Source organism: Streptomyces sp. NBC_00286 (assembly GCF_036173125.1).
Lineage (GTDB): Bacteria > Actinomycetota > Actinomycetes > Streptomycetales > Streptomycetaceae > Streptomyces.
In genome coordinates, this window is the sequence record NZ_CP108054.1 from 5096566 (window position 1) to 5117109 (window position 20544).

20 protein-coding genes and 1 tRNA gene are annotated in these 20544 nt (G+C 67.8%); 10 read left to right on the forward strand and 11 right to left on the reverse strand.

The window, feature by feature from the left end; translation table 11 throughout:
- Window positions 1-5: 5 nt before the first annotated feature.
- From OHT21_RS23335 to pknB, 5 genes are all read left to right on the forward strand, one after another.
- Window positions 6-524 (forward strand): FHA domain-containing protein FhaB/FipA, encoded by a 519-nt coding sequence (locus tag OHT21_RS23335; RefSeq protein ID WP_328770294.1) that lies wholly within the window; start codon window positions 6-8, stop codon window positions 522-524.
- Window positions 525-644: 120 nt separating this feature from the next.
- Window positions 645-2189, forward strand: coding sequence for a Stp1/IreP family PP2C-type Ser/Thr phosphatase (locus OHT21_RS23340; protein WP_328770295.1), 1545 nt, complete (start codon window positions 645-647; stop codon window positions 2187-2189).
- A gap of 32 nt (window positions 2190-2221) precedes the next feature.
- Window positions 2222-3670 carry an FtsW/RodA/SpoVE family cell cycle protein gene (locus tag OHT21_RS23345; RefSeq protein ID WP_328770296.1) on the forward strand — a complete coding sequence of 483 codons (1449 nt, stop codon included), beginning with the start codon at window positions 2222-2224 and terminating at the stop codon, window positions 3668-3670.
- Entirely contained in the window at window positions 3667-5136 is a 1470-nt protein-coding gene (locus tag OHT21_RS23350) for a peptidoglycan D,D-transpeptidase FtsI family protein (protein ID WP_328770297.1), read from the forward strand. The genes OHT21_RS23345 and OHT21_RS23350 overlap by 4 nt, the downstream gene beginning before the upstream one ends.
- A 172-nt stretch (window positions 5137-5308) precedes the next feature.
- A complete protein-coding gene (pknB, locus tag OHT21_RS23355; protein WP_328770298.1) occupies window positions 5309-7342 on the forward strand; it encodes a Stk1 family PASTA domain-containing Ser/Thr kinase in 2034 nt (677 codons plus the stop codon).
- A gap of 123 nt (window positions 7343-7465) precedes the next feature.
- Here pknB and OHT21_RS23360 read toward each other — a convergent pair whose 3' ends face one another.
- Genes OHT21_RS23360 through OHT21_RS23385 form a run of 6 tightly spaced genes read right to left on the reverse strand, consistent with a single transcriptional unit; the run spans window position 7466 to window position 11779 of the window.
- On the reverse strand, window positions 7466-8206 hold the full coding sequence (locus OHT21_RS23360; RefSeq protein ID WP_328770299.1) for a class E sortase: 741 nt from the start codon (window positions 8204-8206) through the stop codon (window positions 7466-7468).
- Between the two features lie 13 nt (window positions 8207-8219).
- Window positions 8220-9461: a class E sortase gene (locus OHT21_RS23365; protein WP_328770300.1), complete on the reverse strand. Its 1242-nt coding sequence runs from the start codon at window positions 9459-9461 to the stop codon at window positions 8220-8222.
- The gene (locus OHT21_RS23370) at window positions 9458-10096 is read right to left on the reverse strand and encodes an aminodeoxychorismate/anthranilate synthase component II (protein WP_328770301.1); all 639 of its coding nucleotides are present in this window, start codon (window positions 10094-10096) and stop codon (window positions 9458-9460) included. Before OHT21_RS23370 ends, OHT21_RS23365 begins: the two co-directional genes overlap by 4 nt.
- Window positions 10093-10254 carry a hypothetical protein gene (locus OHT21_RS23375; protein WP_328770302.1) on the reverse strand — a complete coding sequence of 54 codons (162 nt, stop codon included), beginning with the start codon at window positions 10252-10254 and terminating at the stop codon, window positions 10093-10095. The genes OHT21_RS23370 and OHT21_RS23375 overlap by 4 nt, the downstream gene beginning before the upstream one ends.
- A 31-nt stretch (window positions 10255-10285) precedes the next feature.
- Window positions 10286-10981: a class E sortase gene (locus OHT21_RS23380; RefSeq protein WP_328770303.1), complete on the reverse strand. Its 696-nt coding sequence runs from the start codon at window positions 10979-10981 to the stop codon at window positions 10286-10288.
- 18 nt (window positions 10982-10999) lie between these two features.
- Window positions 11000-11779, reverse strand: a complete 780-nt coding sequence (locus OHT21_RS23385) for a DUF881 domain-containing protein (protein ID WP_328770304.1) — start codon at window positions 11777-11779, stop codon at window positions 11000-11002.
- Between the two features lie 142 nt (window positions 11780-11921).
- Here OHT21_RS23385 and crgA point away from each other — a divergent pair, with 142 nt between their 5' ends.
- Window positions 11922-12176, forward strand: coding sequence for a cell division protein CrgA (gene crgA, locus OHT21_RS23390; RefSeq protein WP_165338852.1), 255 nt, complete (start codon window positions 11922-11924; stop codon window positions 12174-12176).
- A gap of 283 nt (window positions 12177-12459) precedes the next feature.
- Here the strand turns inward: crgA and OHT21_RS23395 are convergent, their stop codons facing one another.
- Both OHT21_RS23395 and OHT21_RS23400 read right to left on the reverse strand, forming a co-directional pair.
- Entirely contained in the window at window positions 12460-13353 is an 894-nt protein-coding gene (locus OHT21_RS23395) for a rhomboid family intramembrane serine protease (protein ID WP_328770305.1), read from the reverse strand.
- 144 nt (window positions 13354-13497) lie between these two features.
- The gene (locus OHT21_RS23400; protein WP_328770306.1) at window positions 13498-14025 is read right to left on the reverse strand and encodes a peptidylprolyl isomerase; all 528 of its coding nucleotides are present in this window, start codon (window positions 14023-14025) and stop codon (window positions 13498-13500) included.
- 331 nt (window positions 14026-14356) lie between these two features.
- Between OHT21_RS23400 and OHT21_RS23405 the strand changes: the two genes are divergently transcribed.
- Window positions 14357-15070, forward strand: a complete 714-nt coding sequence (locus OHT21_RS23405; RefSeq protein ID WP_328770307.1) for a DUF5324 family protein — start codon at window positions 14357-14359, stop codon at window positions 15068-15070.
- 243 nt (window positions 15071-15313) lie between these two features.
- Here the strand turns inward: OHT21_RS23405 and OHT21_RS23410 are convergent.
- Window positions 15314-15386, reverse strand: a tRNA-Ala gene (locus OHT21_RS23410).
- Between the two features lie 177 nt (window positions 15387-15563).
- On the opposite strand from OHT21_RS23410, the gene OHT21_RS23415 reads away from it, so the two are divergent.
- Both OHT21_RS23415 and OHT21_RS23420 read left to right on the forward strand, forming a co-directional pair.
- Entirely contained in the window at window positions 15564-16112 is a 549-nt protein-coding gene (locus OHT21_RS23415) for a helix-turn-helix domain-containing protein (RefSeq protein ID WP_328770308.1), read from the forward strand.
- A 131-nt stretch (window positions 16113-16243) separates the two neighbouring features.
- Complete coding sequence (locus OHT21_RS23420; RefSeq protein ID WP_328770309.1) at window positions 16244-17908, forward strand: serine/threonine-protein kinase; 1665 nt, start codon at window positions 16244-16246, stop codon at window positions 17906-17908.
- A gap of 82 nt (window positions 17909-17990) precedes the next feature.
- On the opposite strand, the gene OHT21_RS23425 is transcribed toward OHT21_RS23420, so the two are convergent.
- Window positions 17991-19418: a hypothetical protein gene (locus OHT21_RS23425; protein WP_328770310.1), complete on the reverse strand. Its 1428-nt coding sequence runs from the start codon at window positions 19416-19418 to the stop codon at window positions 17991-17993.
- Window positions 19419-19653: 235 nt separating this feature from the next.
- On the reverse strand, window positions 19654-19782 hold the full coding sequence (locus OHT21_RS23430) for a DLW-39 family protein (protein WP_003999697.1): 129 nt from the start codon (window positions 19780-19782) through the stop codon (window positions 19654-19656).
- 326 nt (window positions 19783-20108) lie between these two features.
- Here OHT21_RS23430 and OHT21_RS23435 point away from each other — a divergent pair, with 326 nt between their 5' ends.
- Window positions 20109-20438, forward strand: a complete 330-nt coding sequence (locus OHT21_RS23435) for a DUF6344 domain-containing protein (protein WP_328770311.1) — start codon at window positions 20109-20111, stop codon at window positions 20436-20438.
- Window positions 20439-20544: the final 106 nt, after the last annotated feature.

Here is a 20544-nt window from a genome sequence, read left to right on the forward strand (position 1 = left end):
GGGCAATGTCAGAGCTGACCCTCACGGTCATGCGGCTGGGTTTCCTGGCCGTACTGTGGCTGTTCGTGATCGTGGCCGTGCAGGTCATCCGCAGCGATCTGTTCGGAACGCGTGTCACACAGCGCGGCTCGCGCCGGGAGAGCGGACGGCCGCAAGCGGCCGCCCGGCGGCAGGACGCACCTCCGCAGCAGCGCCAGCAGGCGAGCGGCGGCGGCCGTCAACGCCGTGGCGCGCCCACCAAGCTCGTCGTCTCCGAGGGCATCCTCGAGGGAACGACGGTCGCGCTGCAGGGGCAGACCATCACGCTGGGGCGTGCGCACGACTCCACGATCGTCCTGGATGACGACTACGCCTCCAGCAGGCATGCCAGGATCTACCCGGACCGTGATGGCCAGTGGATCGTGGAGGACCTAGGGTCCACCAACGGTACGTATCTCGACCGGACCCGGCTGACGACCCCCACGCCGATTCCGCTGGGCGCGCCGATCCGCATCGGCAAGACCGTCATCGAGCTGCGGAAGTAGTACGACAATGAGCGAGCGGAGCGAGCACGCAGCGGCGGTCCCCTGGGCGGACCCCGGCGCGCTCCCGACCGGAGGGTGGGCACCGTGCGGATGTACCCGGAGCCGACGGGCGAGGTGCGCATGAGTCTGTCACTGCGCTTCGCCGCCGGATCGCACAAAGGCATGATCCGCGAGGGCAATGAGGACTCCGGTTATGCCGGTCCGCGCCTGCTCGCGATCGCCGACGGGATGGGCGGCCAGGCCGCCGGTGAGGTCGCCAGTTCCGAGGTGATCTCCACCATCGTCGCACTCGACGACGACGTGCCGGGTTCCGACATCCTGACCTCGCTGGGCACGGCCGTGCAGCGCGCCAACGACCAGCTTCGGCTGATGGTCGAGGAGGACCCCCAGCTCGAGGGCATGGGGACGACCCTCACGGCACTGCTGTGGACCGGGCAGCGGCTCGGTCTCGTGCATGTCGGCGACTCCCGTGCGTACCTGCTGCGGGACGGCGTGCTGACGCAGATCACCCAGGACCACACCTGGGTGCAGCGGCTCGTCGACGAGGGACGTATCACCGAGGACGAGGCCACCACGCACCCGCAGCGCTCGCTGCTGATGCGTGCGCTGGGCAGCGGCGACCATGTCGAGCCGGATCTGTCGATCCGTGAAGTCCGAGCAGGCGACCGGTACTTGATCTGCTCCGACGGTCTGTCGGGGGTGGTCAGCCACCAGACGATGGAGGACACTCTCGCCAGCTACCAGGGCCCGCAGGAGACCGTGCAGCAGCTGATCGAGCTCGCGCTGCGCGGCGGCGGCCCGGACAACATCACGGTGATCGTGGCCGACGTACTCGACATCGACGGTGGGGACACCCTCGCGGGGCAGATGTCCGACATCCCGGTCGTCGTGGGCGCGGTCGCCGAGAACCAGCAGCAGCAGTTGCACGACGACGGCACGATGCAGACGCCCGCGGGCCGCGCCTCCAGCCTCGGCCGTCCCGCGCCCTCGGGGGGCGGCGGCGAGTTCGGCCCGCCCGGCAGCGGCGACACGACGGGATACGTACCGACGGACGGCTTCGGCGACTACACCGAGGACGACTTCGTCAAGCCGCGCCGCGGACGCAAGTGGCTGAAGAGATCCCTCTACGGCGTGCTCGCGCTCGCCGTCATCGGCGGCGGGCTGTACGGCGGTTACCGCTGGACACAGACGCAGTACTACGTCGGCACCAAGGGCGAGCACGTCGCGCTGTACCGCGGTATCAGCCAGGATCTGGCCTGGGTTTCGCTGTCGAAGGTGGAAAAGGACCACCCCGAGATCGAACTCAAGTACCTGCCGCCGTATCAGCAGAAGCAGGTCGAGGCCACGATCGCCGAGGGCGGCCTCAGCGACGCCAGGTCGAAAATCGAGGAGTTGGCCACGCAGGCGTCAGCTTGCAAGAAGGACGCCGAACGCAGGCAGGCCGAGAGCCGTAATAACTCTCAGACAGGTGAAGGCGAAGCAGGCGGCACCACGGGAACCACAAGGACGTCCGTGGCGTCGAAGGCGACACCATCACCGACCCAGAGCCCGACCTCGCAGGCATCACCGTCCGCCGACCCGTCCCCCACCGCACCCACTCCCACACCCGGTCCCAGCCTCTCGGAGGAAGAGCAGAAGCTGGTCTCGCTGTGCGGTAAGCAGTAAGCAACGCACGCTGTGAGAGGCCCCGTTACGCGATGAGCAGTACTACGAACCCATCGACGCACCATACGTCCACGATCGGCGCCATCGGTGCGCCCAGCCGGCGCAACACCGAGCTGGCGCTGCTGGTGTTCGCCGTCGTCATCCCGGTGTTCGCCTACGCCAATGTGGGCCTGGCCGTCAACGACCAGGTCCCCTCGGGCCTGCTCGGCTACGGCCTGGGGCTCGGCCTGCTCGCCGCGGTCGGCCATCTCGTCGTACGGAAGTTCGCGCCGTATGCGGATCCGCTGATGCTGCCGCTGGCGACGCTCCTCAACGGACTCGGGCTGGTGATCATCTGGCGGCTCGACCAGTCGGAGCGCTTGCAGGCGAGCAACACGTTCGTCGAGGCGGCCCCCCGCCAGCTGCTGTACTCCGCGATGGGGCTCGCCCTGTTCGCGGTGGTGATGATCTTCCTCAAGGATCACCGCGTCCTTCAGCGCTACACCTACATCTCCATGGCCGGGGCCCTGTTCCTGCTGGTGCTGCCGCTGGTGCCGGGTCTCGGTTCAAACATCAACGGCGCCAGGATCTGGATCAGGATCCCCGGCCTCGGCAGCCTCCAGCCCGGCGAGTTCGCGAAGATCGCCCTCGCCGTCTTCTTCGCCGGGTACCTGATGGTGAAGCGGGACGCCCTCGCCCTCGCCAGCCGCCGTTTCCTGGGCCTGTACCTGCCGCGCGGCCGCGATCTCGGCCCGATTCTCGTCGTCTGGGCAATCTCGATCCTCATTCTGGTCTTCGAGACGGACCTCGGTACGTCGCTGCTGTTCTTCGGAATGTTCATCATCATGCTGTACGTCGCCACCGAGCGGACCAGCTGGATCGTCTTCGGTCTGCTGATGTCCGCAGTCGGTGCCGTCACCGTGGCGAGCTTCGAACCGCACATCCAGACGCGTGTGCAGGCCTGGCTCGACCCGATGCGCGAATACCAGCTCAGCCGCGCCGGGACCTACGACGGCGTCTTCCACTCCGAGCAGGCGATGCAGGCCCTCTGGGCCTTCGGCTCCGGCGGCACCCTCGGCACCGGCCTCGGCCAGGGCCAGTCCGACCTCATCGGCTTCGCCGCCAACTCCGACTTCATCCTCGCCACCTTCGGCGAGGAACTGGGCCTGGCCGGCGTCATGGCGATCCTGCTGATCTACGGCCTGATCGTGGAACGCGGCGTACGCACCGCCCTCGCCGCCCGCGACCCCTTCGGCAAGCTGCTCGCCGTCGGCCTCTCCGGCGCCTTCGCGCTCCAGGTCTTCGTGGTCGCCGGCGGCGTCATGGGCCTGATCCCGCTGACCGGTATGACTCTGCCGTTCGTCGCATACGGCGGTTCATCGGTGATCGCCAACTGGGCACTGATCGGCATCCTGCTCCGGATCAGCGACACCGCACGCCGACCGGCGCCGTCGCCCGCCCCGAACCCCGACGCCGAGATGACCCAGGTGGTCCGACCGTGAACAAACCCCTGCGCCGGATTGCGATCTTCTGCGGACTCCTGGTGATGGCGCTGCTGATCCGCGACAACTGGCTCCAGTACGTCATGGCCGACGAACTGAGGACCAACAAAGAAAACCGCCGGGTGACCATCTCCCGCTACGCCCAGCCGCGCGGCGACATCATCGTCGACGGCAAGCCGATCACCGGCTCCACCGAGACCTCGAGCGGCGACTACAAGTGGAAGCGCACCTACAAGGACGGCGAGATGTGGGCCCCCGTCACGGGCTACGCCTCGCAGGCCTTCGGCGCGACGCAGCTGGAATCCATCGAGGACGGCATCCTCACCGGCAACGACGACCGGCTGTTCTTCCGCCGCACCCTCGACATGATCACCGGCAAGAAGCAGAAGGGCGGCAACGTCGTCACCACCCTCAGCGGCGCCGCCCAGAAGGCGGCCTTCGAGGGCCTCGGTGACAAGAAGGGCGCCGTCGCCGCCATCGACCCATCCACCGGTGCGATCCTGGCGCTCGCCTCAACGCCGTCGTACGACCCGTCGACGTTCGCCGGGAACTCCACGGACACCGACACCAAGGCCTGGACCAAACTCCAGAAGAAGCAGAACCCCGACGACCCGATGCTCAACCGGGCGCTGCGCGAGACCTACCCGCCCGGCTCCACCTTCAAGGCGGTCACCGCGGCCGCGGCCCTGGAGCACGGCCTCGTCGAGGACCCCGACGCGAAGACCGATTCGCCGGACCCGTGGACCATGCCGGACACCACCACCGAGCTGCCGAACGAGGGCAACATCCCGTGTAAGGACGCGTCACTTCGCAACGCCCTGAAGTTCTCCTGCAACACCGTGTTCGGCAAGGTCGGCTCCGACCTCGGCAAGGACAAGATGCTGGAGACCGCCAAGAAGTTCGGCTTCAACGAGGAGCAGTTCGTACCGGTCCGCGCCAGCGCCTCCGTCTTCCCCACCGCCATGGACAGGCCGCAGACCGCGCTCAGTTCCATCGGCCAGTTCGACACCGCCACCACCCCGCTCCAAATGGCCATGGTGGCCTCGGCCATCGCCAACGACGGCACCCTCATGAAGCCGTACATGGTCGACCGGCTGATGGGCCAGAACGTGGACGTCGTCGAGCAGACCGAACCGAAGGAGATGAGCAAGCCGCTCTCCCCGGACAACGCCCAGAAACTCCAGTCGATGATGGAGACCGTCGTCGACGAGGGCACCGGCACCAAGGCGCAGATCCCGAACGTCAAGGTCGGCGGCAAGACCGGTACCGCCCAGCACGGCGTCAAGAACGAGCTGGCGCCGTACGCCTGGTTCATCTCGTACGCGAAGGCCGACGACGGCAGCTCGCCTGTCGCCGTCGCCGTCGTCGTCGAGGACAGCCAGGCCGAACGTGACGACATCTCCGGCGGCGGTCTCGCCGCACCGATCGCGAAGGACGTGATGAAGGCAGTACTCGACAGCAAGTGACCCCGCTCACGTCCCCTTCACATCGGTGCACGTTGCGATACCGGTCCTGTATCGGGTGACGGTTGTGGCCAGGTCAGTAAAGGCGAGCCGGGTACGGTATGCCCGGACAGCACACCGCCGGACCACACAACTGGGTGCGGTCGGAACCGACGGAGAGGGCTGGTAGGTAGCTATGGAAGAGCCGCGTCGCCTCGGCGGCCGGTACGAGCTGGGCCAGGTGCTCGGCCGTGGTGGCATGGCGGAGGTACATCTCGCCCATGACACACGGCTCGGCCGCACCGTGGCGGTGAAGACGCTGCGCGCGGACCTCGCGCGCGACCCGTCCTTCCAGGCCCGGTTCCGCCGGGAGGCCCAGTCGGCCGCCTCGCTCAACCATCCCGCGATCGTCGCCGTGTACGACACGGGTGAGGACTACATCGAGGGCATCTCCATCCCGTACATCGTGATGGAGTACGTCGACGGGTCCACGCTGCGCGAGCTGCTGCACTCCGGGCGCAAACTGCTGCCCGAGCGCGCCATGGAGATGACCATCGGCATCCTCCAGGCCCTCGAGTACTCACACCGCAACCAGATCGTCCACCGCGACATCAAGCCGGCGAACGTCATGCTGACGCGCAACGGCCAGGTCAAGGTCATGGACTTCGGCATCGCCCGCGCCATGGGCGACTCCGGCATGACGATGACGCAGACCGCCGCGGTCATCGGCACCGCCCAGTACCTCTCACCGGAGCAGGCCAAGGGCGAGCAGGTCGACGCCCGGTCCGACCTGTACTCCACCGGCTGCCTGCTCTACGAGCTGCTGACGGTCCGGCCGCCCTTCGTGGGCGACTCCCCGGTCTCCGTCGCGTACCAGCACGTACGCGAGGAGCCGCAGCCGCCGAGCAACTTCGACCCCGAGATCACGCCCGAGATGGACGCCATCGTCCTGAAGGCCCTGGTCAAGGACCCGGACTACCGCTACCAGTCCGCCGACGAGATGCGCGTCGACATCGAGGCCTGCCTCGACGGCCAGCCCGTCGCGGCCACCGCGGCTATGGGCTCCGTCGGCTACGGCGGCTACCCCGACGACAAGCCGACCACCGCCCTGCGCCCCACCCCCGGCGGCCAGCAGACGTCCATGCTCCCCCCGATGAACCCGGACGACGGCGGCTACGGCTTCGACGGAGGCGACCGCCGCCGCCCGAAGAAGAGCAACGCCTCTACGATCCTCCTGGTCGTCGCGGGCATCCTGGTCCTGGTCGGCGCGGTCCTGATCGGCCGGTGGGTGTTCAGCTCGACGGGCGGTGCGGGCGACGAGTCGTTCCCGGCACCCAACTTCGTCAACCGGACCTTGCCGGACGCCAGAGACATGGCGAAGAACGTCGACTTGAAGGTCGCGACGAAGGAACAGCCTTGCGATGACACCCCGAAGGGCAGTGTCTGCGACCAGACCCCGAAGGCGAAGGACCCGGTCAACAAGGGCGACACGGTCACGCTGACGGTGTCGACGGGGGCGCCGAAGATCGCTGTGCCGGACGTCAAGAATCTGCCCTTCGAGAAGGCTGAGGCCACGCTCACGGAGAAGGGCTTCGATGTCCAGAGGAAGACCGAGGAGTCGGACCGGACTGCCGGCATCGTCCTCGCCCAGGATCCGGAAGGCGGCTCGGAGGAGGAGAAGGGCTCGACCGTCACCCTGACCGTCGCCAAGGAGCAGGAGCAGGAAACCGTTCCGGACGTCACGGGCAGGACCTGTGACGAGGCCAAGGCCCAGATGGAGGCCAACAACCTCACCGGCGTCTGCGTCGACGTGGAGACGGACGACGACAACCTGGTCGGCAAGGTCATCGCCACCGACCCCGAGGCCAACTCCCAGGCCGATCCGAACTCCACGGTGAACATCCAGATCGGCAAGGAAGCCGAGGACGAGGAGAAGGTCCAGGTCCCGCAGGTGGTCGGCCGGACCGTGGGCCAGGCCAAGCAGATCCTGAACCAGGCCGGCTTCACGAACATCCAGTTCCAGCCGGGCGCCGACCAGAGCGACACCGCGCTCGTCCAGGACCAGGACCCGGACCCGGGCCAGCAGGTCGACGACCCGGCCGGCACAACGATCACCCTCAACACCATCGGCTTCAACAACAACGGCGGCAACAACAACGGCGGCGGAGACAACGGAGGCGGCGGCATATTCGGCGGCGTCAACGGCGCCTCCGCCCGCACCGAGGACTGACACCCACCCCGTCCTCATAGGGCCCGCATACGGCTCGTGAAAGAGGTCCGGCACCCTTCGTACGAAGGGTGCCGGACCTCTTTCACGAGTACTACGACTGAGTCCCACAGGACCCCAGTCACATCAGCGCAGCTCCTCCGGCGGCGTCCGCTCGTCGTCCACCTTCTCCACCCGGTCCAGCTCGCCCCACACCACGTACCGGTACGTGGAGGTGAAGACCGGGGTGCAGGTCGTCAGCGTGATGTAGCGGCCCGGCTTCTTCTTGCCGGATTCCTTGGGGACGGGGGCGAGGACATCGACGTTGTACTTGGAGGTCTCGGGGAGGGTCTCGTAGACCTTGTAGACGTACCACTCGTCCTTGGTCTCGAAGACGATCGGGTCGCCCTTCTTCAGCTTGTCGATGTTGTGGAACTTCGCGCCGTGCCCGTCGCGGTGCGCGGCCAGCGAGAAGTTGCCCTTCTTGTCCTGCGGGAGCGCGGACTTGATCGGGTCGGTGTAGTAGCCGGCGGTGCCGTCGTTGAGGGACTTGGCGGCGGTGCCCTTCTTGACCAGTACCTCGCCGTTCTTCATCGCGGGTACGTGCAGAAAGCCGATGCCGTCCTTGGTGTCCAGGCCGATCGGACCGCGGTCCTCGGCCCAGTGGTCGCGCACCTTGTCGCCCTGCTTGTCGGCCTTGCGGTCCGCGACGACGTTCGTCCACCACAGCGAGTAGGCCACGAACAGGCCGAGGATCAGGCCCGCCGTGATGAGCAGTTCACCGAAGACGCTGACGGCCATCGCGATCCGGCCGGGGCCGCGACGGCGCGGTGCGGGCGAATGCGCCGATGCCGCGGTCTGCTCTTCGTGGTCGGTCGTCGCTGCCACTCTTCATCTGTCCTTAACTGACGAGCGCATCCGGCTTGCCCTTGCTGCGCGGCCGTTCCTCGACCATCTTGCCCCAGACGATCATCCGGTACTTGCTGGTGAACTCGGGAGTGCAGGTCGTCAAAGTGATGTAGCGGCCCGCCGTGGTGAAACCCGACCCCTTGGGAATCGCGTCCAGGACGGCCGTATTGCTCGGCGCCGTCACCGGCAGGATCGACGCCATCGTGTAGACGAAGTACTGGTCCTGCGTCTCCACGACGATCGGATCGCCCGGCTGGAGCCGGTTGATGTACCGGAACGGCTCGCCATGCGTGTTGCGATGCCCGGCAAGCCCGAAGTTGCCCGTCTTCGCGTCCGGCATCGCCGTCTTCAGATCGTCCTCCGCGTAGTGACCGACCATGCCGCGGTCCAGCACCCGCTTCTTGTCGATGCCCTCGGCGATCGGCACGACCACATCCAGCTTCGGAATGTGCAGAAGGGCGAAGCCCTGCCCCGGCTCGAACGCCCCCGGCTTCCGCTTGCCGGCCGCCCAGTCGTTCTGCAGACTGCTCGCCGCACTGCCCGCCTGGGCCTCCGCCCGGATGTTCGTCCACCACAGCTGATACGTCACGAACAGCAGCATCAGCACGCCCGTGGTGATGAACACCTCACCGATCGCCCGGCTGGCCATCACCGCCATTCCGGGCTTCTGCGCCCGAGCCGCCCGCCGCGCCTCCACGCGCGAGCGCGGCGTCGCGCCGTGCTCCTCCGCCGACTGCTCGTGCGTCGGCCCGCCATGCCGCCCATGCCGCTTGGCGGCCTTACGGCGGGCCGCACGGCCACCGGCATCCGGGGCATGGGAACGGGCGTGCGTGGCAGACCTGGCAGCCCGCATGGACTCGCTGTCCGGTACCCGCAGCGCGACGGTCTCTTCATCGATCGGGGGCATCGGAGGGGGCGACGAAGCGGGCACGTACGGCTGGGAGTACGCCTCCTCCTGCCACGCCTCTCCGTACGACGGCTCCCCGTGATCGAGCCTCGGCCTCGGGGAGGGTTCGTCGTACGAAGGCTCGTGCGAGGGCTCGTTCGACGGTGAAGACTGCGGCTCCGCGTACGACGAAGCCGTCTGCTCCCCGTACCAGTCCCGCGCATACCCCTGCGGGTCGTACCACTCCTGCTCCGGCCCTGCAGCGCCGCCATACGCGGCAGCGGCCCCGTACACGGTGTCCTCACCGTACGGGGCGGCACTGTCGCGCTCGGGGCGCAGGGCGGTCACGCCGTGGCCCTGCCCACCACCGGGGCAAGCCCCGTCGACCTGGCCACGGCCTCCGGGTCACCGCACTCGGCCAGCCAGTTGGCCAGCATGCGGTGACCGTGCTCGGTCAGCACCGACTCGGGATGGAACTGCACACCCTCGACGGGCAGTTCACGATGCCGCAGCCCCATGATGATCCCGTCATGCGTACGGGCCGTGACCTCCAGCTCAGCCGGAACGGTGCCCGGCTCGGCGGCCAGCGAGTGGTAACGCGTCGCCGTGAAGGGCGACGGCAGCCCCGCGAAGACACCCCGCTCCGCGTGCTCGACGAGGGAGGTCTTGCCGTGCAGCAGTTCGGGCGCTCGGTCCACCACGCCGCCGTACGCCACCTGCATCGACTGCATGCCCAGGCAGACCCCGAAGACGGGGACACCGGTCGCCGCACAGTGCCGCACCATGTCGACGCAGACACCGGCCTCTTCCGGAGTGCCGGGCCCGGGCGACAGCAGCACACCCGCGAAGCCGTCCTGGGCATGCGCCGTCGACACCTCGTCGTTGCGCAGCACCTCGCACTCGGCGCCCAGCTGATACAGGTACTGGACCAGGTTGAAGACGAAGCTGTCGTAATTGTCGACGACGAGAATCCGCGCGCTCACTGGTTGTCCACCGTCACATCGTTGAAGGGAAGCAGCGGTTCGGCCCACGGGAAGACGTACTGGAACAGCACATAGACCACCGCGAGCACAAGCACGAGCGAAATCAGCGCCCGCATCAAGGTGTTTCCCGGCAGATGCCGCCAGATCCAGCCGTACATGCCGTCCCTTCCGTCGCCGTACCACACCAGACTAACGGCGCAGCGCCTCAGGTTTCCCAGCCTCCACGGGCTGTGTGGCATCAAGGTGCGCCCACACGATCAGCCGGTGGCTGCGGCCCCATTCCGGTTCACAGGTCGTCAGCGTCAGATAGCGGCCCTCGCGGGTGTATCCGGACTTGGGTGGCACAGGGTCGATCACGGCGATGTCCGTGGGCACTGTTTTGTAGGGCCCCTTGTCGATCCGGTACGTGAACCATGTCGTGCCGTCGGTCAGCACCACCGCGTCGCCGGCGCGCAGCTTGGGGAAGTCCTTGAACGGGTCCCCGTAGGTGCGGCGATGGCCCGCGACGGCGAAGTTGCCCTCCTGGCCGAGCTGCGCGGTGCTCGCGTAGTGGCCGAGGCCCTTCTTGAGGGTGTCGGTCTTCGTGCCTTCGAGGACGGGCTTGTTCCACGTGAAACCGAGCCTCGGGATGTACATGACGGCGAAGGGATCGCCGTCCTCGTACGGCGCCGGCGGCTCGGGATTCTCGGGAGTAGGGGCCCCAGACGCCTCGGACTCGGCCGCGACCGTCCCCTTCGACCACCGGTCCTGGAGGCTGGCGATCTGGTCGTCCATCGCACTGTCGGCCTTCACGCCCGTCCATAAGAGCACGTAGGCGACAAACAGCACGATCACGCTGCCACCGGTGATACACAGTTCGCTCAACGTCCTGATGATCACTCGCATCGGCGGCTCCCGGCGCGCTTACTCCACAGGCTTCGCGTAGTGGAGATCCACTGTGCCCGAGTAGCCGGGAAGAGTCACTGGCCCTTCCTCCTCGACTTTCCAGCCGAGCCCATAGACGTTGACGTACACCATGTAGTTCTGGATAGCGGGCGACGCGGTCAGGGCCCTCTGCAGTTTCTCCGGGTCACCGACCGCCGTGATCTTGTACGGGGGCGAGTAGACCCGGCCCTGAAGGATCAGGGTGTTGCCCACGCAGCGAACGGCACTGGTGGAGATCAACCGCTGATCCATGACCTTGATCCCCTTGGCACCGCCCTGCCACATGGCGTTGACCACGGCCTGCAGATCCTGCTGGTGAATGACCAGGTAGTCCGGCTGCGGCTCGGGATAACCGGGAAGCTTGGCCGTGGCGTTCGGCGGAGCATCGTTCAACGTGACCGTGAGCGCCTCGCCCTTGAGCTTCTGCGTACCCGCGTTCTTCTCCAGAGCCGCGAGCCTGTCGTCCTCCGCCTTCGTACTGCCGTCATCACGGTCGGCCAGCGCCTCGACGTCCTCACGCAAGGTCGCGTTGCTCTCGTCGAGCCGGCCGTTCTTGTGACTGCGCTCGTGAATGAGATCGGAGAGCTTCAGCAACGAGGCATCCGTCCGGATATTGGTGCCCTTGGCCGTATTGAAACTGGTGAAGAAGATCAACCCGGCGAGCGCGAACACAGCCGCCGTCAGCACACGCACCGGCCGAAATCGCCGCATACGCACAGGGCTGGAACTCGCCTGGGACGAGTCGGCAGAATTGCTCAACGTACCCTTATCTCCTTCGGCGCCGCGGAAGCACTACGCTAACGGACGCCCGGGGGAGCGCTAAGAGTCCCCTTGTACGCTGCCCCGGAGCCAGCCAACGTTCCCTGCGCGGCCACGCAGCGCATCGACAGGAGAGACCCTCGTGCCGAAGTCACGTATCCGCAAGAAGGCCGACTACACGCCGCCCCCGGCGAAGCAGGCAACCAATATCAAGCTGACCAGCCGCAGCTGGGTCGCTCCGGTCATGCTGGCCATGTTCCTCATCGGCCTGGCCTGGATCGTCGTTTTCTATGTGACGGACGGCTCACTGCCGATCGACGCGTTCGGCAACTGGAACATCGTGGTCGGCTTCGGGTTCATCGCCGCGGGATTCGCCGTTTCTACGCAGTGGAAGTAACGCGGCCCCAAGGTGTCGGGGAGCTGTACGCAAGTGCTGGCTCTCCCTGCCCATGAGAGTTATCCACAGCCATCCACAACCGTCCACAGTGGGGCGGTGGAAAACATCCGAAGATCTGTGGATAACCCATCGGGAGTTGACACCGGTGTGACTGGCCCACTGGGACCCAGAAGTCTGTTCGCCCCTTGTCCTGCCTGGGAAAACGCAGGTCAGCGACAAGGGGCACACCTGTTCCCACACAGCATGCACAAGATCCGGCACAGTCTGTGGACAACGCCGTCCCTCAGGTGAGCTGACCGGTCCTGACGAGTGTCATGACCACAACCGCGATCAGCACCAGTGCGCAGACGCCGTACTGGATCAGAGCCCGCCGTCCACGGGGTGCGTGGACCATCGCGTAGCCGATGACTACGCCGCCGACGAGGCCGCCGATGTGGGCTTCCCAGGCGATGTTGCTCCACCCGAAGGTGAAGATCAGGTTGATCACGAGGAGGGCGATGACGGGGCGCATGTCGTAGTTGAGGCGCCGCATGAGTATGGCGGTGGCGCCGAAGAGGCCGAAGATGGCGCCGGAGGCGCCGAGCGAGGGCTGGTTGGGTTCGGCGAGGAGGTAAGTGAGGGCGCTGCCTGCGAGGCCGGAGATTGCGTAGAGGGCGATGTAGCGGGCGCGGCCGAGGGCTGCTTCGAGGGGGCCGCCGATCCACCACAGGCTGAGCATGTTGAAGGCGATGTGGATGACGCTGCCGTGCAGGAACATGGCCGTGACGAGGCGGTACCACTGTCCTTCGGCGACGCCTTCGAGGCCGAGGCCCGGCACGAGGGCGCGGCCGATGAGGTCGAAGCTGTCGGTGAAGCGGTCGCCGATGGAGAGCTGCACGAGGAAGAGCGCGAGGTTGAGGCCGAGGAGGATCTTGGTGACGAGCCTCGGGTCTTCGGTGAGCGTGCCGCCTGCGAGGGTGCGCGGCTGGCTGGCGGTCGGTGAGTGGCCTGTGCCGGATCCGCTTCGTACGCACTCGGGGCACTGGAAGCCGACCGAGGCGCTGATCATGCACTCGGGGCAGATGGAGCGCTCGCAGCGGGTGCAGCTGATGCCGGTCTCCCGGTCGGGGTGCCGGTAGCAGGTGGGCAGGCTCTGGGCGTCCTGCGGTCCCTGCGGGCTGCCTGGCACCTGGTCCATGGGGTCCCCTCATTCTCCGTACGACGGGCACACGGCGGTGTCCCTGGGACGCGTACCCCAATGCACCGCCCCGCCCTTCCTTCTACGGACGGGCGGGGCACATTGGTTCCCTGGCCTTGGCGGTTGTGAGCGGAGGTTCGGGTCTCAGCGGGTCTCGACGACGACCGACTCGATGACCACGTCGTTGACGGGGCGGTCGGTGCGAGGGTTGGTCTGCATCGAGGCGATGGCGTCGACGACCTTCTGGCTGGCCGCGTCGGTGACCTCGCCGAAGATGGTGTGCTTCCGGGTCAGCCAGGCCGTCGGGGAGACGGTGATGAAGAACTGTGAGCCGTTGGTGCCCGGGCCGGCGTTCGCCATGGCCAGCAGGTACGGCCTGTCGAAGGCGAGGTCGGGGTGGAACTCGTCCTCGAACTGGTAGCCGGGGCCGCCTGTGCCGTTGCCCAGGGGGTCACCGCCCTGGATCATGAATCCGCTGATCACCCGGTGGAAGACCGTGCCGTCGTAGAGCCTGTCCGTGGTCTTCTCCCCGGTCTCGGGGTTGGTCCACTCACGCTCGCCCTTGGCGAGCTCGACGAAGTTCCGGACCGTCTTGGGCGCGTGGTTCGGCAGGAGCCGGACTTCGATATCGCCTTGGTTGGTCTTCAGGGTGGCGTAGAGCTGCTCAGCCACGATCTGCCTTCCGTTGTCCTTTGTGACGTCTCGATCCTCGCACGGTCGGCGCTGCCCGTCGTGCGTCGCCACCGTTCTGAGCTGCTTCGTACCTAAGGGGGGCATGGCCGGTGAATCCGTGGCATTGTCGTCGACAAGCCCTTGTTGCACCGTATTGATCAGTTATTGCCCCGCGTGCGCATGCAGTCGGTTCGCATGACCCGGATGCTCGCTCGCGAATGCCCCGGAGCGCTCCGACAGGCATGATCCCCATAAGGGTGGAAAGGTGAACTGTGTCTTTCTGGGGGATCTCCGCACTTCCCCCCGTACGCCACCGAGGAGGAGGATTCCCGTGACCCGCATCGACAGCGTGCGCGCCGCGACCGGCTCGGCGAAGGGCAGCGTGCTGCACGCCGCGGAAGCGGTGGCGCCTTACGCCGACACGGCCAAGGACCGGGCCGCGCACTACGCGCATGAAGCACGCGTACGGCTCGCGCCGAAGGTGTCGGCAGCCGCTCACCAGGCCGCCGATCAGGCTCGTACGCAGTACGACGCCCATCTCGCACCGCGGCTGGAGCAGGCACGCACTCATGTGCCGCCGAAGGTCGACTACGCCGCCCACGAGGCTGCGCTGCGCGCCCGCGTCGCCGCCCGGCAGGCCGCCGAGTACTCCCGGCCGAGGATCGATCAGGCCAGGGCGGCGGCCGGGCCGGTCCGCGAGGAGGCCGCGGCCCGTAGCACGGCGGCTCTGGCGGCGCTGCGCGGCCAGGTCTCGCCGAAGGAGATCGAGAAGCTGGCCCGTAAGCATCAGCGGCGGGCCAGGGTCGGACGCCTCGCGAAGGGACTGGCCGTTCTGGGCGTCCTGGCGGGCGGTGCCTTCGCCGCCTGGAAGTGGTGGGACAAGCAGGCCAACCCCGACTGGCTGGTGGAGCCGCCGGCCGCCACGGAGGTGCCGGACACCGGTCAGCTGACTTCGGTCGACGGCAGCGGCCAGGACGCGCTCGACCCGGAGGTCCAGGCGAAGCAGGCCGAGGCGGAGGCGGCGGAGCGCGACGAACGCGGCTGACGTAGCTGGTTCATGTCAGTTCGCCGCGGTTCGTGGCGGCCTTCATCGACTGGATTCAACGTCGCTTGGTTTCAATATCGCTGTGGGCCGGAGGCCTGAGGTCTCCGGCCCACAGCGATGTTTCACGTGGAACCGAGGGCCTGTGGAAACAGCCGAGGCGACCGAGGCGCATGGATCAGGCAAAGCCGGTACAGAAAGGCCCCTCCCACCGCGTTTCCGCAGGTCGGAGGGGCCTTCCGGGTGTGGAGCCTAGGGGAGTCGAACCCCTGACATCTGCCATGCAAAGACAGCGCTCTACCAACTGAGCTAAGGCCCCGGATGGGAAGCGTCCGCCGTGAGAATCTTCTCCCGGAAGAGCGTCGCAGCCCAGAGTACCGGGTTACCCCCAGGATCCTGCAAAAGGATTGGGGTCCCGGCGAACGACCACTCTCCATAAGATGCTCGACGTGGTTCGCTTCAGCGAACCGCGGTACGTAGCGATGGGGAGACGCGAATGGACGCCGCACAGCAGGAAGCAACCGCAAGAGCGCGGGAGCTTCAGCGGAATTGGTACGGAGAGCCGCTGGGGGCGCTCTTCCGTAGGCTCATAGACGACCTGGGGCTCAACCAGGCTCGTCTGGCGGGGGTATTGGGACTGTCCGCACCGATGTTGTCGCAGCTGATGAGTGGTCAGCGCGCCAAAATCGGTAACCCGGCGGTGGTGCAGCGAGTGCAGTTGCTGCAGGACCTCGCCGGTCAGGTCGCCGACGGCAGCGTGAGCGCCGCCGAGGCCACCGAGCGCATGGACGAGATAAAGAAGTCGCAGGGGGGCTCGGTGCTCAGCAACAGCACGCAGTCGACGAGCAGTTCGGGTGCTCCCACGGTCAAGCGGGTGGTACGCGAGATACAGTCGCTGCTCCGCTCCGTGGCGGCCGCGGGGGACATCATCGAGGCGGCGGACACCCTCGCCCCGAGCCACCCGGAACTGGCAGAGTTCCTCCGGGTCTACGGAGCGGGCCGCACCTCTGACGCGGTCGCGCACTACCAGTCCCACCAGAGCTGAGCCCACCGCCCGGCCGCTGAACCTCCCGTACTCCGCAGGTCTGTTGAGCCTGCTGGTTGCGGGGAGCGAGGCAGCCGGGCCTCTCGATGAGGCCGCCGTACCGACTGCCGAAGGGGGAGCGACGCACGACCATGGGTGAGGTCTTCGCCGGCCGGTACGAACTGGCCGATCCGATCGGGCGCGGGGGAGTCGGTGCGGTCTGGCGCGCCTGGGACCACCGGCGGCGCCGGTATGTGGCCGCCAAGGTCCTGCAACAGAGCGACGCGCACGCGCTGTTGCGCTTTGTGCGGGAGCAGGCGCTGCGGATCGATCACCCGCATGTGCTCGCTCCGGCCAGCTGGGCGGCCGACGACGACAAGGTTTTGTTCACCATGGACCTGGTGGGCGGAGGCTCGCTGGTCCATCTGATCGGGGACTACGGTCCCTTGCCGCCGGTGTTCGTCTGCACCCTGCTCGACCAGCTGCTGTCGGGGCTCGCCGCGGTGCACGCGGAGGGGGTCGTGCACCGCGACATCAAGCCTGCCAACATCCTGCTGGAGGCGACCGGAACGGCCCGTCCGCGGCTGCGGCTGTCCGACTTCGGCATCGCGATGCGTCTGGGCGAGCCGCGGCTGACGGAGACCAACTACGTTGTGGGTACGCCCGGTTACCTCGCACCCGAGCAACTGCTCGGCGAGGAGCCGGACTTCCCCGCCGACCTGTTTGCCGTGGGTCTGGTCGCCCTCTATCTGCTGGAAGGCGCCAAGCCCGACGCCAGGGCACTCATCGAGCACTTCGCGGCTCATGGCACTCCGGGTGCTCCCAAGGGCGTTCCCGAGCCGCTGTGGCAGGTCGTGGCCGCCTTGGTGCAGCCGGACCCACAAGCGCGGTTCCGCACCGCCACGGGGGCGCGCAAGGCCCTTGGCGCGGCCAGGGAGCTCCTGCCGGACCCGGGCCCCGACGACGAAGTGATCGAAATCTTCGACCAACTCGGCCCACTCCCGGCGGGGTTCGGCCCGGAGGGTCCGCTCCCAGCGGGGTTCGAACCGGACAGACCGCCGCCAGGGTCCGGCCCGGACGACAGGCTGCAGACGGGCTCCGGCCCAAACGCACCACTCCCTCCCGCTCCTGGCCGGGGGCACAACAGCGCTCCCCAGCACCCCAACCCGGGCCACGACAGCTCGGCTGACCACCCCAGCGCGGGCACTGCGCCGCCGCATCCGCAGACGGGTGCCGTCTCGTCCCCGGCCGACGCGGGCGCCGCACCCTCTGACGGCACCTCCACGGCCGTACCCCCTGTCGGCTCCCCCACGTCCGACGCCGTACCGCCTCCGCCCGCCCCCGATGCCGTAACCCCACAGCCCTCCCCGGCGTCCACGATGTCGGACACCGGCAGCTTCCACCTCCCGCCTCCGCCTCAACCCCGGACGGCCACCTCCTACACGCAGCGGCACCAGCAGGCACACCCACAGCGCGCCCCACAGCCCCAGCAGCCCGCTCAGCCCCAGCCCGAGCAAGCCCCCACTCCCCCCAACTCGTTCGCGCTCCCGGCTCCCGCCCACGCTCCGTCGTACGGACCCGCCCATGTGCCCTCCCCCCAGGTCGCGGCCCCCGCGTCGCAGCCGTACGCATTTGCCTCTACTGCTTCATACACCGCTCGCGACGTCCAGGTTCCCCCTCAGCCACAGCCAATTGCGCGGCGCCGCGGCAGGCGCGCGCTCCGGCGCCCCGGGCCGCCCGCGCAGGTGGCGATTCCGGTGCTGCTGCTGGCGTTGGTCTGCTTCGCGGTCGGGTTCTGGGCCCTGACTCAGATCTGAGCCAAGAGCCCGACAACTGAAAGCACGAGAGCCCCCGTGGCGCCCGAACCCCAGCCTGTGAGCCCTGGCCTGGGTCAGCCGCCTACGGTGCCCGCGGCGGCTCGTATCCCCGCGCGACCGCACCGCTAGCCATCGCCGACGAACCCCCCGCCCGCCTCCGGGCGACCACGGTCCACACCCCGAGCCCCAGCACGAGCACGCTCCCCGCACCGATCCCGCCAGCGGCCACGAGCTTCATCGTGGCGTCGCTGTCACCACCCTCGCGCCCGCTCGCTGCCGTGGCACCGCTTGCCGCCGCGTCCGTATCCTCCTCGGTGACCTCGAACACACCGCGCGGCTCGGCCGCTCCCGCGTACGCCGGCTCGGCGCCCGGCGCACCGCTCACCCGCACGCTCAGTAGCAGCTCGATCGCCCCGTCGCCGAACTTGTCGGCCGTCTCGGCGGCGAGATGCGCGGCAAGGTAGTACCAGCCGGCGAACCGCATCCCACCGACCTGGTCGTCGACGGTGTACCGGTTCTCGTACGCGACCGCGGGCAACGGCTCCAGGACAGCCGCCCTCGGCGTGCCGTCGTATTCGGTGCGAGCGTTGCCCACGAAGGCGCGTACGGGGTTGTGGAGCGACATGACGAGGGCGGTGCCAAGGAAGCCATCGCCGTCGGCCGCGCCCAGTTCGGCGGTGGCGTAGAGCTGTTGCCCCCAGTCGACCGGGACCCGGTAGTAGAGCGTCTGCCCAGCCCTGATGCCGCCTTTCCAGACGCCCTCCTCGAGGGCGCGCGCATCGTTGAAGCTCGTACCGCCCCTGCGGGGCTGCGCCGTGCCGCTGACGGGCTCTGGGGAGGCGGAGTTCCAGGTCTCGGGGGCCGTCGTAGGGCCGGTCTTCTCGAGGGCGGGCTCGGACACGTACTGAAGCTCCAGACTCCAGTCGTCCGGCGAGGAATCTGCTCGGCTGGTGCGTTCCACGGCCACGTAGTACGTCCCTGCCGTCTGACAGGCCAAGCCGTCGGGGCCGGCCCTGCGTGACGCCCAGGCGGTGAGGGGGCGCGGGCTCCCGGTAGGCCCGAACCGGGCTTCATCGGCGTCTCCGGAGAAGCAGGTGCGGCCGGCGGAGTCCTGGAGGGAGACCTTGATGCCGTCCGAGGAGGCGACCGTCGTCCCCGCCCTAGGGACTGCGGTGGCCGAGACGTACGCGTTGGAGGCGCTGTCGAGCCGGAGTCGGTAGTAGGCCTTCTCGTTGTTCTGGAGGGAGCTCCGGTAGGTCCCGCCCGGGGCGAGCTGTACGGCCTCGGTCCTGTTCGACGCGCCCTCGACCTGCCGGGCGTCGTCGGCAAAGGCGTACGGAACAGGGGAACCGGCCGCCATCCCCTGCTCGCGCGCTTGTGCTCGCGCCGGCCCGGGCAGCACCGCGACCGCGCACAGCGCTGCCATGCAGGTCATGACCGTACGGCCGCACCACCACTCCGTGCGCCGCCCCATCACGCGCCACCCCTCGTCGTAGCCCCGGATCGTCACTCTTCGGGCTGTCGCGAACCGGCATCATCCCGCCCCGAACACCGCGAAGCCCCGACCATCCTGCCCCGCCCGCCGCCGCGCCATCCCTGCTTCAGCGACACAAGCGCTTCCTGTGCATGGCGCCACAAAGACGGGGCGCGAAGACATGGCCACAGACTTGGAAACGGCCCTGGAGCCAACAAAAAACCCCGACCGCGAGGGCGGTCGGGGTCTGTACTGAGACTGTCGTCGCTACTCACGAACCCGTGGGCACGGAGTCAGTCGCCTCCGTCCACAGATCCTGCTCGGCGCGATCCGCCTGGATCTGGCGGTACACGAGGAGCCCGCCGATGGCGGCCAGTGCGACCAGGAGAAGCTTCTTCACCGCGCGACCTCGTCTTTCCTTGACGTAGGGGACCTCTGGCGCCCGACTATACACACCGACCGATACCGATCGGTGACCTGCGTCGGCCCTCAACTCCCGCCCGGCACACAGCCGTAGAAGCGGATGCCACGGCTCCGACCGCAGAGTGACAACTCACTGGATTCTGCAGTTTTCGGCACCTTCTTCCACTTTACGGATCTCTTGGGTCCATCCGGGTGGTGTTCATCTGAAGAGCGACGCCCCGCGAGCGTCGGTCCACCACTTCGCGGCCCTCATACACATCATGAGGAAAGTACGCAAATCGCCCAACCCGAAAGTGAGGGACCATGGTCAGGAACAAGGTCATGAAGCTGTGGACCGCCGTCATCACCGCCTTCATCGCACTGTGCACGACACTCGGACTGGTCACGACAGCCGCCGCGGCCACCCCGGTACCCCAGACCGAGCCCGCCCGCAAGGCGAGCCCCACGGTCACGGCCCCCGCGATGTCCCCCTGGGCCCTGTCCTTCAGCCACACCCTGCCTCCCACGATGAAGCAACGCATCCACGCCGAGGCCCACGGCTCCTCACCCAGCTGCCGCCACCGCCCACCGACGGACGACACAGCCTCCCAGGACGGGGAGGAGGCCGACTCCGCCACTCCGTGCACGACCTGACATAGACGACGCAGCCGCCGACTACCCCTCGATGACGATCACAGCCGGGCGAACTTGCGTGCGCCGCCGGACACGGAAAACCCCCAACCGCAACTGGTTGGGGGTC